Annotated in this window: 16 protein-coding genes; all 16 read left to right on the top strand. The window is 38.7% G+C overall.

Annotation, left to right across the window (positions count from 1 at the left end):
• Window positions 1-271: 271 nt before the first annotated feature.
• Entirely contained in the window at window positions 272-916 is a 645-nt protein-coding gene (locus tag JNUCC52_RS17595) for a VTT domain-containing protein (RefSeq protein WP_370635742.1), read from the top strand.
• A 300-nt stretch (window positions 917-1216) separates the two neighbouring features.
• Window positions 1217-2446 (top strand): EAL and HDOD domain-containing protein, encoded by a 1230-nt coding sequence (locus JNUCC52_RS17600; protein WP_337980440.1) that lies wholly within the window; start codon window positions 1217-1219, stop codon window positions 2444-2446.
• Window positions 2447-2612: 166 nt separating this feature from the next.
• Entirely contained in the window at window positions 2613-3461 is an 849-nt protein-coding gene (locus JNUCC52_RS17605) for a YitT family protein (protein ID WP_337980441.1), read from the top strand.
• 51 nt (window positions 3462-3512) lie between these two features.
• Window positions 3513-3842, top strand: coding sequence for a cytochrome c551 (gene cccB / locus JNUCC52_RS17610; RefSeq protein ID WP_139859783.1), 330 nt, complete (start codon window positions 3513-3515; stop codon window positions 3840-3842).
• A gap of 222 nt (window positions 3843-4064) precedes the next feature.
• A complete protein-coding gene (hprK, locus tag JNUCC52_RS17615; RefSeq protein ID WP_139859785.1) occupies window positions 4065-5000 on the top strand; it encodes an HPr(Ser) kinase/phosphatase in 936 nt (311 codons plus the stop codon).
• Between the two features lie 30 nt (window positions 5001-5030).
• The gene (gene lgt, locus JNUCC52_RS17620; protein ID WP_139859786.1) at window positions 5031-5852 is read left to right on the top strand and encodes a prolipoprotein diacylglyceryl transferase; all 822 of its coding nucleotides are present in this window, start codon (window positions 5031-5033) and stop codon (window positions 5850-5852) included.
• A gap of 12 nt (window positions 5853-5864) precedes the next feature.
• Entirely contained in the window at window positions 5865-6506 is a 642-nt protein-coding gene (gene ppaX, locus JNUCC52_RS17625) for a pyrophosphatase PpaX (protein WP_337980442.1), read from the top strand.
• A 4-nt stretch (window positions 6507-6510) separates the two neighbouring features.
• Window positions 6511-7053, top strand: a complete 543-nt coding sequence (locus JNUCC52_RS17630; RefSeq protein ID WP_173479436.1) for an acyltransferase — start codon at window positions 6511-6513, stop codon at window positions 7051-7053.
• A gap of 700 nt (window positions 7054-7753) precedes the next feature.
• Window positions 7754-8926, top strand: coding sequence for an ATP phosphoribosyltransferase regulatory subunit (locus JNUCC52_RS17635; protein WP_173479437.1), 1173 nt, complete (start codon window positions 7754-7756; stop codon window positions 8924-8926).
• Window positions 8919-9542: an ATP phosphoribosyltransferase gene (hisG, locus tag JNUCC52_RS17640; protein ID WP_173479438.1), complete on the top strand. Its 624-nt coding sequence runs from the start codon at window positions 8919-8921 to the stop codon at window positions 9540-9542. Before JNUCC52_RS17635 ends, hisG begins: the two co-directional genes overlap by 8 nt.
• A 55-nt stretch (window positions 9543-9597) precedes the next feature.
• Window positions 9598-10872, top strand: coding sequence for a histidinol dehydrogenase (hisD, locus tag JNUCC52_RS17645; RefSeq protein WP_337980443.1), 1275 nt, complete (start codon window positions 9598-9600; stop codon window positions 10870-10872).
• 4 nt (window positions 10873-10876) lie between these two features.
• A complete protein-coding gene (gene hisB / locus JNUCC52_RS17650) occupies window positions 10877-11476 on the top strand; it encodes an imidazoleglycerol-phosphate dehydratase HisB (protein WP_337980444.1) in 600 nt (199 codons plus the stop codon).
• Window positions 11473-12105 carry an imidazole glycerol phosphate synthase subunit HisH gene (hisH, locus tag JNUCC52_RS17655; RefSeq protein ID WP_337980445.1) on the top strand — a complete coding sequence of 211 codons (633 nt, stop codon included), beginning with the start codon at window positions 11473-11475 and terminating at the stop codon, window positions 12103-12105. The genes hisB and hisH overlap by 4 nt, the downstream gene beginning before the upstream one ends.
• Entirely contained in the window at window positions 12099-12860 is a 762-nt protein-coding gene (hisF, locus tag JNUCC52_RS17660; RefSeq protein ID WP_337980446.1) for an imidazole glycerol phosphate synthase subunit HisF, read from the top strand. Before hisH ends, hisF begins: the two co-directional genes overlap by 7 nt.
• Window positions 12857-13474, top strand: coding sequence for a bifunctional phosphoribosyl-AMP cyclohydrolase/phosphoribosyl-ATP diphosphatase HisIE (hisIE, locus tag JNUCC52_RS17665; RefSeq protein WP_337980447.1), 618 nt, complete (start codon window positions 12857-12859; stop codon window positions 13472-13474). Before hisF ends, hisIE begins: the two co-directional genes overlap by 4 nt.
• Before the next feature lie 90 nt (window positions 13475-13564).
• Entirely contained in the window at window positions 13565-15082 is a 1518-nt protein-coding gene (locus JNUCC52_RS17670; RefSeq protein WP_173479443.1) for a tetratricopeptide repeat protein, read from the top strand.
• The last annotated feature ends 37 nt before the right edge of the window (window positions 15083-15119 follow it).

Consider the following 15119-nt stretch of genomic DNA (forward strand, 5'->3'; position numbering starts at 1 on the left):
CAATTGTTTGAGTGACTGGCGCTCCACGGGGAGAATTCAGAATTGTTTGGGTGCCTGACACTTAAATGGTACTTAAATAAGTTGAGTGCATAGAGCTGTAGTGATAAAATCAGTCATGTGTAAAACTTCTACATACTTTAAAAGGGCTTGTCATATAGTAGGGGAGTAGTAACTTGTATACTCTGTTGTATTGATTTGGAACCCTTTTGTGAGTAACAACGTCCAAGCTTTTAGGAAAAATTAAATTGAAAGAGAGCATACAAAAACAATGATAGGACTCATTCAAGAGTTATTTAGTTTTATAATGCATATTGATGTGCATTTAGAAGAAATTATTCGTGATTTTGGTAATTGGAGCTATCTCATTTTATTTGCAATTGTGTTTGTCGAAACAGGTGTTGTTATTTTTCCATTTTTACCTGGTGATTCATTGCTGTTTGCTAGTGGTACATTAACAGCCGCAATGGGTGCCTTTGATTTATGGGTTCTAATTCCTGTATTTTTGGCTGCAGCAATTTTAGGAGATACAATGAATTATCATATAGGTCACAAAGTTGGCACTTCAATTCCACCTAAGAGCTTTTTAGGCCGAATTGTTAAAAAGGAACGTATGGAGGCAGCGGAAAAGTTTTTTAACACACATGGTGGGAAAACAATTGTGATTGCTCGATTCATGCCTTTTATTCGTACGTTTATCCCATTTGTTGCAGGGGCAAGTAAGATGCACTATAGCTACTTTTTACTGTACAATATTGTAGGTGCAGTTTTATGGGTATTCAGCTGTACATTACTTGGTTATTTCTTTGGTAATATCCCTATTATTAAAGATAACTTCTCGGTCGTACTTATTTTAATTATATTTATCTCAGTCGTACCAGCAGTTATCGGCGCTTTTAAATCTAAATTTGGGAAATAAATCGATACTTAAGAGATGATTCTCTGAAGTATGGAGACTATAGACAACTTGAAAATTTCAAGTTTATCTATAGTCTTTTTTATTTAACTAATGTGCTTCTTGCAAAAGAAATATTCCGAAAGGATTATCAAAAATGTATTATTTAAAACGCCATTAGTACATAAGTAATAAAAAACCAATTGTATAGGTATATGTTAGTTGAAGAATAACAATCAATTAATATGTTGCTGAAAAAATAAGCGTAAGGTAATGAAAGGTGCTATAATAATTACTAGAAAATGGTGAATTGGAGGCAACGAAATGGAAGTATTTATCGGAAGACAGCCAATCTTTAATCTTCACGAACAGGTCGTTGCATATGAATTGTTGTATCGAAATAAAAATGTAAATTCATTTCCTGATGTCGATTCGGATGCTGCAACAGTAGATGTGTTAGTGAACTCATTTTTATCAATTGGTATCGACGAGGTGACGAAAGGTAAGCCTTGTTTTGTTAATTTTACGGAAAACCTGATTATGAGTTCAATCGTTGAATTTTTAAATCCTTCTCAAATAGTAATTGAGATTTTAGAGGATGTACCACTAACACCAAAATTAGTTGAGCGTGTCATTGAACTGAAGGCGCATGGATTTAAAATAGCTTTAGATGATTTTATTTTAAACGAAGATGTACAAGTTTATGAAAAACTTTTCCCACATATTGATTATATAAAAGTGGATTTTTTATTTTCCTCTTTGCTTGAACGAATGGAAATTGAAAATATGGTAAAAGAAAATTTCCCCCATATTAAATTGCTTGCTGAAAAAGTAGAAACACAAAAGCAATTTAAAGTAGCTAAGCATTCAGGTTATGAGTTATTCCAAGGTTATTTCTTTGAGCAGCCTCAAATCATTAGAGCAATGGATATACCTGCAAATGCTATTCAATATTTTCATATAATTTCTCTTTTAAAAGAAGAGGAGCCGAATGTTCATCTGTTAGCGGAAAATATAGAACGGGATATATCGTTGACGTATAAATTATTACAAATGATTAATAATTCTAATAGACGATCAAAATCTAAAGTACGTTCAATTAAACAAGCTATACTACTACTTGGTTTAGCCAATCTTCGTAAGTGGATCTATTTATTAGCTTTGCGTGAGTTCGATGGTAAAACAGATTCAGATCTTTTCCAAGAATTAATGCGTACATCATTGTTCAGAGCAAAAGTTTGTGAAAAATTAGCAAAGCTATCATATAAGCAAAACTTTTCAGAGTACTTTTTAGTTGGGATGTTTTCATTAATTGATACGATATTACAAAGACCGATGAGTGCAATTTTACAGCAATTACCTTTTTCAGAGGCAATTACGGAAACAATTTTAGGTGGACAAACTGAAATGACCCCCTATTTAGAATTTAGTATTGCTCTAGGTAAATTAGATTGGGAACGCCTAGAAGAATTAGCAACGCAAATAAATATCGAAATGACAAGTATTGATCTTTTATATAATGAAGCTTTAGAATGGGCAGAAACATCATTATAATTAGGGAAAAATTACAGAAACTAAGCTACCGATGTTCACAAGGTAGCTTTTTTTGTTTGTTAAGTCGAGTTTCTCTTCATCAAGATGAAGTTCTCAACATGAAAACTATTTGCTATAATCATGTCGTCTTTAGAAAAATTCTGATAGTTGAAGTGGGCGTGAGGAAATGAATCAAACACAAGATGTAAAGGCAAGTATAGTGGAATATGTGTATGTAATTGTTGGTGCCGCTATTGTGGCAATTGGTTTTAATGTATTTTTACTACCAAATCAAGTAGCTTCAGGAGGCGTTAGCGGTATAAGTACCATTTTACATGGCTTATTTGGCTGGAATCCTGGACTAGTACAATATGCATTTAATATCCCGTTGTTTTTAGCTGGAGTTCTAATACTTGGTAAAAAGTTTGGCGTAAAGTCTTTTGTTGGCACAATAACGTTACCGTTTATCGTCTTATTAACTAATAGTTGGGAACCGTGGACGGATAATCCTTTACTCGGTGCGCTTTTTGGTGGAATTGTTGTTGGATTAGGAATAGGACTAGTCTTTAAGGGGAATGCTTCTACTGGTGGCACTGATTTACTAGCTCAAATTATTACAAAGTATACCGGTTTATCGCTTGGTACAAGTGTACTATTAATTGATGGAATTATCGCGATTAGTGCAGCAATTGTTTTTGACTTAGAAAAAGGACTCTATGCCTTAATCGGCCTTTATGTCACAACGAAAACGATTGATATCATTCAGCTTGGATTTAGCCAATCGAAAATGGTGTATATTATTACGTTGAAACAAGATGAAGTGCGTGATGCCATATATGCTGAAATTGATCGTGGCGTGACAAAATTGCCTGCCATTGGCGGTTATACAGGAGAAGCACGACCAGTTTTAATGGTTGTTGTCTATCAAACAGAGTTCACAAAGCTGAAACAACTCATTAAAAGCGTTGATCCGTCTGCGTTTGTCATCGTTTCTGATGCTTACGAGGTGTTAGGTGAAGGTTTCAAGCGTGCATAAATTTGGTATAATAGCAATGGTAAGATATTCATTTACTTAGGAGGGGTACTAATGAAAAAAGCAATGTTAACATTAGTGTTCGGTTCAGCAATTTTCTTAGCTGCATGTGGTGGCGGCGGAGATAAAAATAATGCTACGGGTAATAACGATACGGCTGCTGAACCAGACGGTAAAGCTATCGCAATGAAATCATGTGTTTCTTGTCACGGTGGTGAGCTACAAGGTATGGGTAATACACCTGCACTAAACAATGTAGGTTCTCGCTTATCGGAAGAGGAAATTTTAGATGTAATTAACAATGGTCGTGGGGCAATGCCAGCTGGACTTATTAAAGGTGCAGATGCTGAAGCTGTTGCCAAATGGTTAGCAACTCAAAAATAATCAAAGCTAAAAACTAGCGGTTCTGGAGACCGCTAGTTTTTCTATTTAATACATGTAAATAGTATAACTCTCATTATTTTGCACTTGTTTGTTACACCACCGTTTAGAAAGTATAATGGTGTTATTAAATAAACATGCAAACAAGTGTAAATTCATTTCTTTTATACATAGGCATGCTAAAATAAAACAATATTCAATTCGTTTGAATGGAGGCTGCACACATTGGTCGTAGTATTGACAAGGGATGTAATGGAAAAATTTAAATTAGAACTATTAGGCGGCGAGGAAGGTATAGGAAGAACGATTACTACAAGTGATATTTCTAGACCAGGGTTAGAGATGGCTGGGTATTTTACGCATTATCCTGCAAATCGAGTTCAATTGCTAGGGAAAACAGAACTTTCCTTTTTCGAAATGTTACCAGCAAATGTTAAACTAGAGCGCATGCGTTTACTATGTTCACAGGATACACCTGCGATAATTATCTCCCGTGACCTAGAAGTACCTGAGGAACTAATTCAAGCCTCAAACGAAAAGCATGTACCTGTATTTAAAACACATATGACGACAACGAAATTTTCGAGTAGGCTAACCAATTATTTAGAGGGGCGTTTAGCACCTATGACAGCGGCACACGGTGTGTTAGTCGATGTCTATGGCATTGGTGTGCTTATTATCGGAAAAAGTGGTGTTGGGAAAAGTGAAACAGCGCTAGAACTAGTGAAAAAAGGACATCGATTAGTTGCAGATGATTGTGTTGAAATCCGTCAGGAATCAGAGAACTTTTTAATAGGTAGTCCACCACCTTTATTAGAGCATTTATTGGAAATACGAGGGATCGGTATTATCGATATTATGACACTCTTTGGAGCAAGTGCCGTACGACCATATAAACGTATTACTTTAATTATTGAGTTAGAGATTTGGGATCCTGCCAAAGTATATGATCGTTTAGGTTTAGAAGAAGAGAAAATGAAGATAATTGATACAGAGCTGACAAAACTAACAATCCCAGTTCGACCTGGACGAAATGTATCCGTAATTATCGAAGTGGCAGCAATGAATTACCGTTTGAAAAAAATGGGTGTCAATGCAGCTGAAGAGTTTTCACGACGTTTAGATGAAGTCATTTCTTCAACAGATGAATTAGACGATTAATAAATTGTTAAATATTGAAAGGAGTTAAAGATGGATTTATTACTTTTAGACATTAACCCGATTGCCTTTCATTTAGGGCCAATTCCTGTACGTTGGTACGGACTGTTAATTGTATCGGGGATTATTTTAGCATATTTTGTTGGACAACGAGAGGCTGTAAAACGCGGTTTACCCGAGGATTTTTTAGCTGACTTGTTATTATGGGCAGTACCGATCTCAATCGTCTGTGCACGCATCTATTATGTTTCAATGCGTTGGGATTATTATAGTGAAAATCCAGGCAGCATTATTCAAATTTGGAATGGCGGTATTGCTATTCACGGTGCGCTAATAGGTGCATTTGTGACAGCTTACATATTTACTCGGAAAAAAGGGGTAAGCTTTTTACGCGTGGCAGATATTCTAGCGCCAAGTCTATTAATTGGACAAATTATTGGTCGCTGGGGCAATTTTATGAATCAAGAAGCATTTGGTGGACCAGTGTCACGTTCGTTTTTAGAAAACCTAATGCTTCCAGATTGGATTATTAATCAAATGTACATTGAAGAACTTGGAACATATGTACATCCTACGTTTTTATATGAATCTGCATGGAATTTTGTCGGTTTATTAATTTTACTGGCATTACGGAAAGTGAATTTAAATCGTGGGGAAATTTTCTTTGGTTATTTAATTTGGTATTCAATTGGTCGTTTCTATATAGAAGGTTTACGTACAGATAGTCTATATTTAGTTGGAGATATAAGATCAGCGCAGGTCGTTTCAATTATTGGTATTGTCATTGGTCTTGGAGCAATTATTTACCGACGATTGAAAGTTAAGCCAGCAGTGAAATATTTGGACAATAAGTAAGGAGTGTAATGTATGGCTGTAAAAGCATTACTTTTTGATTTTGATGGAACACTATTAAATACAAATGACTTAATTATTCAATCATTTATGCATGTTTTAGAAGAGAGATTTCCCGGGCAATATTCGCCAAAAGATTGCCTAAAATTCATGGGTCCGTCATTAAAACAAACATTTAGTGATTTAACGCCAGGCGAAGAAGAGGAAATGATGGCAAAATATCGCGCTTGGAATGAACCACACCATGATGAGCTTGTAACAGAGTTCCCAGATGTTGTGTCAACGTTAGAGCAATTAAAGTCAATGGGTATTAAATTAGCCATTGTCTCAACTAAGCGTAATGGTATGATTGATCGCGGCTTGAACATTTTAGGTGCTAGACATCTATTCGACGTGATTGTGGGGACAGATGATGTGCAAAACGTGAAGCCAGATCCAGAGCCTGTCTTACTTGCCCTATCACGTCTAGGTGCAGTAAAGGAAGAAGCCATTATGATTGGTGATAATTCTCATGATATTGAAGCTGGTCATAATGCGGGAGTAAGAGCTGCAGGTGTCGCATGGTCAATTAAAGGTGAACAATATTTACAGCAGTTTAACCCAGAGTATATGTTGCAGCATATGAACGATTTACTTGATATTGTGAAAGAGGGGTAAATGCATGGCGCGTAAAACAGAAAGATATCGTGTCGAAGGAGCAAACTCGCTATGGAATGTCTATGATACGGTGTCCTTTTGGAAGGTGATGAAGTGCTTCATTGTCATTCAAATTGGACGCTTCACACCATTTTTACGCGTGAAGAACTGGCTGTATCGCACATTTTTAAAAATGAAAATTGGTGACCAAACATCTATAGCCTTAATGGTCATGCCAGATACGATGTTTCCTGAGCGTATCCATGTCGGCAATAATACTGTCATTGGCTTTAATACGACAATATTAGCACATGAATACTTAATTGAAGAATATCGTCTAGGGGATGTCCATATTGGCAATGAAGTGATGGTAGGTGCTAATTCGACTATTTTACCTGGCGTGACAATAGGAGACGGAGCCATTGTGTCAGCCGCGACACTAGTACATAAGGATGTACCTGCAGGCTGTCTAGCAGGTGGTAACCCGATGCAAATTATTTATACAGCAGAACAGATGGCGGAGCGCAAACAGAAGGAAGATGTGCAATGGTGTACACCGAAAAAGTGAAATAATGAGGCTGCGACACAATTGCGCCGAGGTGTAATTGATAAACAGGGACAAAGGTGTTCGTAAATTTTACTATTTTTCTGAAGGAGAACTTAGCTATTCATTCTTTGGCAATAGATAAAATCTAACGGTGGACGGGTTCTCGGCACTAATGCAATTTCCACGCTACCATGTAATATTTAATTACTAAGTAAAAATCCACGTAGACTCCTGCGGGAACAGCACATGTTGTAAGACGCAACAGACCGCGCGACAGCGAGGGTTGCGGCTTACACTGTGCCCGCGGAAAGCGAAGTGGATTTTTACGATTTAGGACCGATATTCTGCCAGGTTCTATGCTAAGTGCAAGGCGCTAAAACATATATACTAGTTGATGGTAGCGGCTTACTGTGCCCGCGGAAAGCATCCGCCGAAGCGGACATCAACGGCGTTGGAAAAAGTGTTAGATTGATTGCAGTCAATCTAACACTTTTTCTTTTGTACTAGCTATTTTTACGTTATTCAAGCTGTGTGATAGAGATTGATAAAAGTTCCACTTTATATAAATAGGTGTATAATTAACTGAATAATAAGTAATTAAATCTTTAGAGAATTCAGTGCGTAATATATTGACTGGATAAAAGGAATGCGTTAAAATACTTTCATATTCTAATTCTCTAGCACTCTAGTGAATTAAAGTGAAACGTGAGGAAGTGTCAACATGTCAGCGATTAAAATGTTTGAAAAGCCACTTGGTATGCGCGATAAATTTCCGCAAATCTATGAAAAAGTAGAAGCTGTAAGACATACAGGTCGTAATTTTCTACGCTCAAGGGGCTATGAATTTATAAAAACGCCTACAGTAGAGTATTTCGATACAGTAGGTAAAGCATCGGCAATTTCCGATGCGCATTTATTCAAGCTTGTAGATAGTCAGGGCAATACGCTCGTCCTACGACCTGACATGACAACGCCGATTGCTCGAGTAGCTACTTCAAAATTATTAAAAGAAATGATACCGTTACGCTTAGCTTACTTTGCTAGTGTATTTCGTGCACAGGAAACAGAAGGTGGACGGCCAGCAGAATTTGAGCAAATGGGTGTTGAGCTAATCGGTGATCATTCGGTATTTGCGGATGCTGAGGTAATCGCTACAGCAATGGAACTGTTAAAGCAGTTTGGCATTGAAAACTTCAAAGTAACCATTGGACATGCAGGTGTCTTAAATTGTATCTTACAGGACTATACAGAAAGTACCGAACAACAAGATGCACTACGCACTTTGCTTGTACAGCGTAACTACGTAGGCTTTGAAGAGGCAGTGGCATCATTTGATTTACCAAAGACAAAATCAGATGCATTGCTACAATTTATTGAAGAGGCAATGACCTTAAAGGAAATTCGAGATATTGAAAAATATGTGCGTAAAAATGACGCATTAGACTATATGCAACAGCTTGCAAAATTGTTAGAAGTTGCGGACTTAGCTCAATATGTTGCGTTTGATTTTACACTATCAAGTCATATGAGCTATTACACAGGCATGTTATTTGAAGTGTTTGCCTCAGGCAGTGGTTTCCCTTTAGGCAATGGAGGACGCTATGATGGACTGCTTGAAGTCTTTGGCTCAAAAGTGGGGGCTACAGGTTTTAGTATTCGTGTAGATAGACTATTAGAAACGATAACAGCACAAGCTTTGCAAAAGGAAGAAGCTATTGTTGTGCTATTTGAGGAAGAAGACTTTGAGGAGGCTCTTGAAAAGATAAAAGCTTTAAGAGCAGCGGGAAAACAGGCGACATTGCAGGTAAGAAGTAGTTTAGTTGATGAAGCAGCCTTTTTAACGCATTTTACTGAGGTAGTTGTTGTTGGACAGGAGGAAGTTCGCGGTGAATGAATTAACAATTGCTATGCCAAAAGGGCGTATTTTTGAAGAGGCATACCAAATGCTTATTGATGCAGGCTTTAATTTACCAGAAGAGGTCGAGATGACACGTAAATTAATGATCGAAATTCCTGAAGAAAAAATTCGTTTTATATTAGCAAAACCTATGGATGTTCCTGTATATGTCGAGCACGGTGTTGCAGATATAGGCATTGCAGGAAAAGATGTTTTACTGGAACAACAGCGAGTTGTCCATGAGCTCCTTGATTTAAGAATAAGTACATGCTATATCGCATCAGCGGGTTTACCTAATACGACAATGAACGAAATTGCGCCACGCATTGCGACAAAATATCCAAACATTGCGATGAAATACTATAAAGGTATTGGCGAGCAAGTAGAAATTATTGAATTAAATGGGTCGATTGAGCTTGCACCGATGATAGGCTTAGCAGATCGCATTGTCGATATTGTATCAACTGGACGTACGCTCAAAGAAAATGGCTTAGTCGAGTATGAGTTTATTACGGATGTGTCATCGCGCCTAATCGCCAATCCAGTAAGCTATCGAATGAAAGGTGATCGCATCATTGACCTTGTAAAACGTTTGAAAAATTGTGTCGACTAATAAAAGTTTTGCGAAAGGTGTTGCCAAAACACCTAGAAATAAAGGGGACTTTTTCATGAAAATCACAAAATTAGCAAAAGGTATTTCCTTGAAACGACCACTCGAAGGTGGCAATGAAGAACAATTAAAGGTTGTACGACAAGTATTAGCGGATGTCCGAGCACAAGGTGACATCGCAGTACGTACATATACAGAAAAATGGGATGGCTATGCTCCTGACAATTTACGTGTCACAAAAGAAGAAATGGCAGAGGGCGTCAACACGATTGATACACAGCTATATGCAGATTTAACAGAAGCTGCACAAAATATTCGTCTCTATCATGAGCAACAAAAGCGTACTGGCTATCGGATGGAATTGGCAGATGGCTCCTGGCTTGGACAACGTATCACTGCGCTCGATGCAGTAGGCCTTTACGTTCCAGGAGGGACAGCTGCCTATCCATCATCCGTATTGATGAACGTTATCCCTGCACAAGTAGCTGGTGTGAAGCGAATTGTTATTACATCACCTGCTGGTCGTGATGGTAAATTACCTGCTGGCGTGCTTGCTGCTGCGCATATTTTAGGTGTAGAAGAAGTGTATAAAATTGGTGGTGCGCAGGCAATTGCGGCACTTGCCTACGGAACGGAAACGATTCAAGCGGTCGATAAAATTACGGGACCTGGTAATATTTTTGTTGCTCTAGCAAAACGTGAAGTATTTGGTGAAGTGGCAATTGATATGATTGCAGGACCAAGTGAAATTGCTGTAATTGCAGATGAAACAGCTTTTGCAGACGAAGTGGCAGCAGATCTTTTATCACAGGCAGAGCATGACAAGATGGCTTGTGCCATTTTAGTAACAACATCGGAGCAACTTGCTTATAACGTAGCGCTTGAAGTAGAAAAACAATTAGCTACTTTACCTCGTGAAGAGGTAGCACGTGCATCTATCGAAAATTATGGTGCGATTTACATTGCCGAGACGATGTCAGAAGCAGTTGAGGCCATTAATTCATTAGCACCAGAACATTTAGAAATCGTGACAAAAAATGCGGAAGCTGTGGCAGAGCAAGTACGTCACGCTGGCGGTATTTTCATTGGGCGATATAGCTCAGAGCCTGTAGGTGATTATTTTGCAGGTACAAATCATGTATTACCGACAAACAGCACAGCTCGTTTTGCAAGTGGTTTAAATGTAGATGACTTCGTGAAAAAATCGAGTATCGTTTATTACACTGAAAAAACGTGGGCCGATAATGCCTCAAAAATCGCACGCTTAGCTCGCATGGAAGGCCTAGAGGGGCATGCGCGAGCAGTCGAATCTCGTGGATGGGAAAAGGAGTAGAACGATGACAGAACAAAGACGCTATGCAAAGGTAGAACGAACAACAAATGAAACGCAAATATCAGTAGCCATTGATTTAGATGGTGAGGGCAAAGCAGATATCCAAACAGGTGTTGGATTTATGGACCATATGTTGGATTTATTTATTAAACACGGTCTTTTTAATGGCTCAATACAAGCGAACGGTGATACGCACATTGACGATCACCATACGACGGAAGACCTTGGCATTGTGTTAGGACAAGCTATTCGTGAAGCACTCGGTGATAAGAAAGGCATTAAACGTTACGGTAATGCCTTTGTCCCAATGGATGACGCCCTTGCTCAAGTCGTAGTCGATTGCTCAAACCGTCCGCATTTAGAATATCGTGTGCCTGAGCTAAAAGAAAAGGTAGGCACTTTTGATACTGAATTAGTGCATGAGTTTTTATGGAAGTTCGCACTTGAAGCAAGAATGAATGTGCATGTTATTGTGCCATATGGTCATAACACGCACCATATAATTGAAGCTATTTTTAAGGCGTTAGCCCGTGCGATTGATGCGGCAGTGGAGATTGATCCTCGTGTTAAAGGTGTACCTTCAACGAAGGGGCTGTTAACGTGAAAATCGGTGTAATTGACTATGGGATGGGCAATTTATTTAGTGTCGAGCAAGCATTAAAACGCCTTGGCTGTGAGGTCATTGTAACGGCAGATGAACATGAGCTCGATGCAACGGATGCTCTTCTATTGCCAGGTGTAGGTGCTTTCCCTGACGCTATGAAGCGCTTAGCGGAAACAAAATTAGATAACTACCTACAAAAAGTAAAGGCAGAAAATCGACCTTTACTCGGTATTTGTTTAGGGATGCAGTTATTATTTGAGGAAAGTACAGAAGTCACATTAACGAAGGGGCTAGGCTTTTTCAAAGGGAGCATTCAGCGCTTTAGCGGTGTTCAAGGGAATCAATCCTATCGAGTACCTCATATGGGGTGGAATGAATTGATTGTAACAAATCGCCCTGTATGGCTTAAAGACGAAGCAACTGCCGAGCATGTATATTTTGTCCATTCATTTTATGCGACAAATATTGATGCAACAGAGCTTGTCGCTTATGCAGACTATTATGGCATTGAAGTGCCAGGCATCGTTGCAAACGGCTCGATTACAGGTATGCAATTCCATCCTGAAAAGTCAGGGGAGTTAGGCGTGTACTTATTAGAACAATGGTTAAAAGGGGTGGCGGCGTGCTAACAAAACGTATTATTCCATGTCTTGATGTCAAGGATGGGCGTGTTGTCAAAGGTGTACAGTTCGTTTCATTGCGCGATGCAGGAGATCCTGTAGAGCTTGCAACATTTTATGATGAGCAAGGGGCAGATGAGCTTGTCTTCCTGGACATATCTGCATCGCATGAAGGTCGTGAAACGATGGTCGATGTGGTGCGCCAAACAGCGGCGACATTAGCTATTCCATTTACCGTTGGTGGTGGTATTCGTTCGTTAGAGGATATGAAGCGTATTTTACGCGCTGGTGCAGATAAAGTGTCTGTTAATACATCTGCTTTAGAACGTCCAGCGCTAATTAAGGAAGGTTCTGACTTCTTCGGTGCGCAATGTATCGTTGTGGCAATCGATGCGCGCTACAGTGAAGAAGATGGCACATGGATGGTGTATACACACGGTGGCCGCAACAAAACATCTTGGAAAGTAATCGAATGGGCAAAAGAAGCTGTTCGCTTAGGTGCTGGTGAGATTTTATTAACAAGTATGAATCAGGACGGAGAAAAATCTGGCTTTGATTTAGCTTTGACAAAGGCGGTAAGAGATTCCGTGACAGTCCCAGTAATAGCAAGTGGTGGTGCAGGGAATGCCGAGCATTTTTACGAAGTATTAGCAGATGATGTCGATGCAGATGCAGCACTTGCAGCATCCATTTTTCATTACAAAGAAACGAGCGTAGCGCAAGTAAAACAATACTTACGTGAAAAAGGAGTGGCAGTTCGATGATGGATAACATTAAATTTGACGATAAAGGTCTTGTGACAGCAGTTGTGCAAGATGCCAATACAAAAGAAGTATTAACGGTAGCTTATATGAATAAAGAGTCATTAGAAAAAACATTGGAATCAGGCGAAACATGGTTTTACTCACGTTCTCGCGAAGAGCTATGGCATAAAGGCGCTACTAGTGGCAACGTACAAAAGGTAGTATCCATTAAAGCGGATTGTGATGGCGATGCATTAGTTGTAGAAGTACTTCCTGCTGGTCCCGCATGCCACAACGGCACGACTTCTTGCTTTACGAATGTACTCCTGGAAAAAGCGAAAGTTGGTTCAGTAGGCATTATCCCTGAACTAGTTAAAGTAATTGAAAAGCGTGAGCAAGAAATGCCAGAGGGTGCATACACTACATATTTATTCGATAAAGGCATCGATAAAATTTGTAAAAAAGTTGGGGAAGAAGCAACAGAGGTTGTCATCGGTGCAAAAAATCGTGATGCAGAAGAGGTAAAATGGGAAGCGGCAGATTTAATTTACCATCTATTAGTTTTACTACAAGAACAAAAAGTAAATGTTTTTGATGTATTGCATGTGTTGGAAAAACGTCACGAGGAGAAATAACAGCATATCGCTTATTGTATGGTATAATATAAGTTACTGTAAAAAGGAACGTATGATGCGTTCCTTATTTCTTGTTTCGGAGGAAATATTTTGGAAAAGAAACGTCAAAAAGAGAAGCAAACGAATGTCGTATCGTTCATTCCAACAGGCGACTATTATTATAAAAAATCAATTCAAGCGATGAATAGCGGACAGATGGATAAAGCCTATAAATATTTACAGCGTGCTGTTGATTTAAGCCCAGATGACCCGATGATTTTATTGCAATTAGCGATTGTAGAATTAGAAGGTCAAGGCTTTGAAGAAGCCTATGATTTACTTCGTCGTGCCTATCAATTAGACCCAAATGAGCCAGAAATTATTTTTTATATGGCAGAGGTGTCTGGATGCGTCGGCATTATACAAGATGCCAAACGCTTTGCAGAGCAATACTTAGAGATGGAACCTGAGGGTGCTTATGCAGATGAAGCGGCTGAAATTTTGGACTTTGTAGCTTTTGAACAAGATGATTATGAAGAGCTTGAAGGTAGCGGCGAGGATTTATATCGTCAGGAACAAGCGCGTCGTTGTATGGAAAAGGGTGATTTTCCAGAGGCGATAAACATTTTAGAACAACTCGTAGAAGATAGACCAGAATTTTGGTCTGCATACAATAATTTAGCTTTAGCTTATTTCTATGTCGGTGAAGCAGAGCAAGCAAAAGCAATCCTAAACACAGTACTTCGTGAAAATAAAGGGAATTTACATGCGTTATGCAATTTAACGGTTATTGCGTATTATGAGAAAAATGATGAGGAATTAAATGCTCTTTTAGAAGTTTTAGTGAAAATCCAGCCTTATGCATGGGATCATCGCTATAAACTAGGTGCAACGCTTGCGCTTATTGGTCAATATGAAATAGCCTTTAAATGGCTACGAAGCATGCAAAAACGTGGCTATTTAGGTGATCCAGGATTTTACTTTTGGTTATCACATGCGGCGTATTTCTCGGGCTACGATGATATTTCAAAAAGCGCTTGGGAGCAGTTACTTGAGCTTGATCCAGAGAAAGAGGGCTTTGAACCTTGGCGTCAGCATGAAAATACATATGAACTTGACGCATTAGAACATGATCGTGACTTCATTGTATCTAAACTTGAAAGTGAGTATATAAGTGATCGCCTATTTGGTTTGTTTTTATTAAAAGGGACAGCGCATAAACAGGAAATCATTGCTCATCCTAAATGGATAGATGTTGAGCAATTTGATGCTTTTGAAAAGCTTTTTTTAGCTTACGCACTTGGCCATCAGTTTGATGAAAAAAATAAAGTAGAGGCAAGCTTTTTAAGAGCTGTCCGTGTATCAGAGATTTTATTAGAGCAATATGGGAAAATGACAACATTGGTTGCGCCAATGTTTCAAATGTGGTTTGTGCTATGTGAACAAGCGCTTAGTGAAAATTATCGCTTTACAAATCCAGCTGCCATTGCAGGTGCAAATGATTTCTTATTCCGCTCATCTCGCATGTTGAAGGTGACGAAGAAGGAAATTGCAGAGCAGTATGGTATATCTGTGTCTACATTATCTAAATATATTGAAGAAATGTTAATGTTTTTACCAACCAGTTAAATTTAGGTTGTGAGCAACATAGTTGAATAACTTCATG

It is taken from the genome of Lysinibacillus sp. JNUCC-52 (assembly GCF_015999545.1).
Taxonomy (GTDB): Bacteria; Bacillota; Bacilli; order Bacillales_A; family Planococcaceae; genus Lysinibacillus.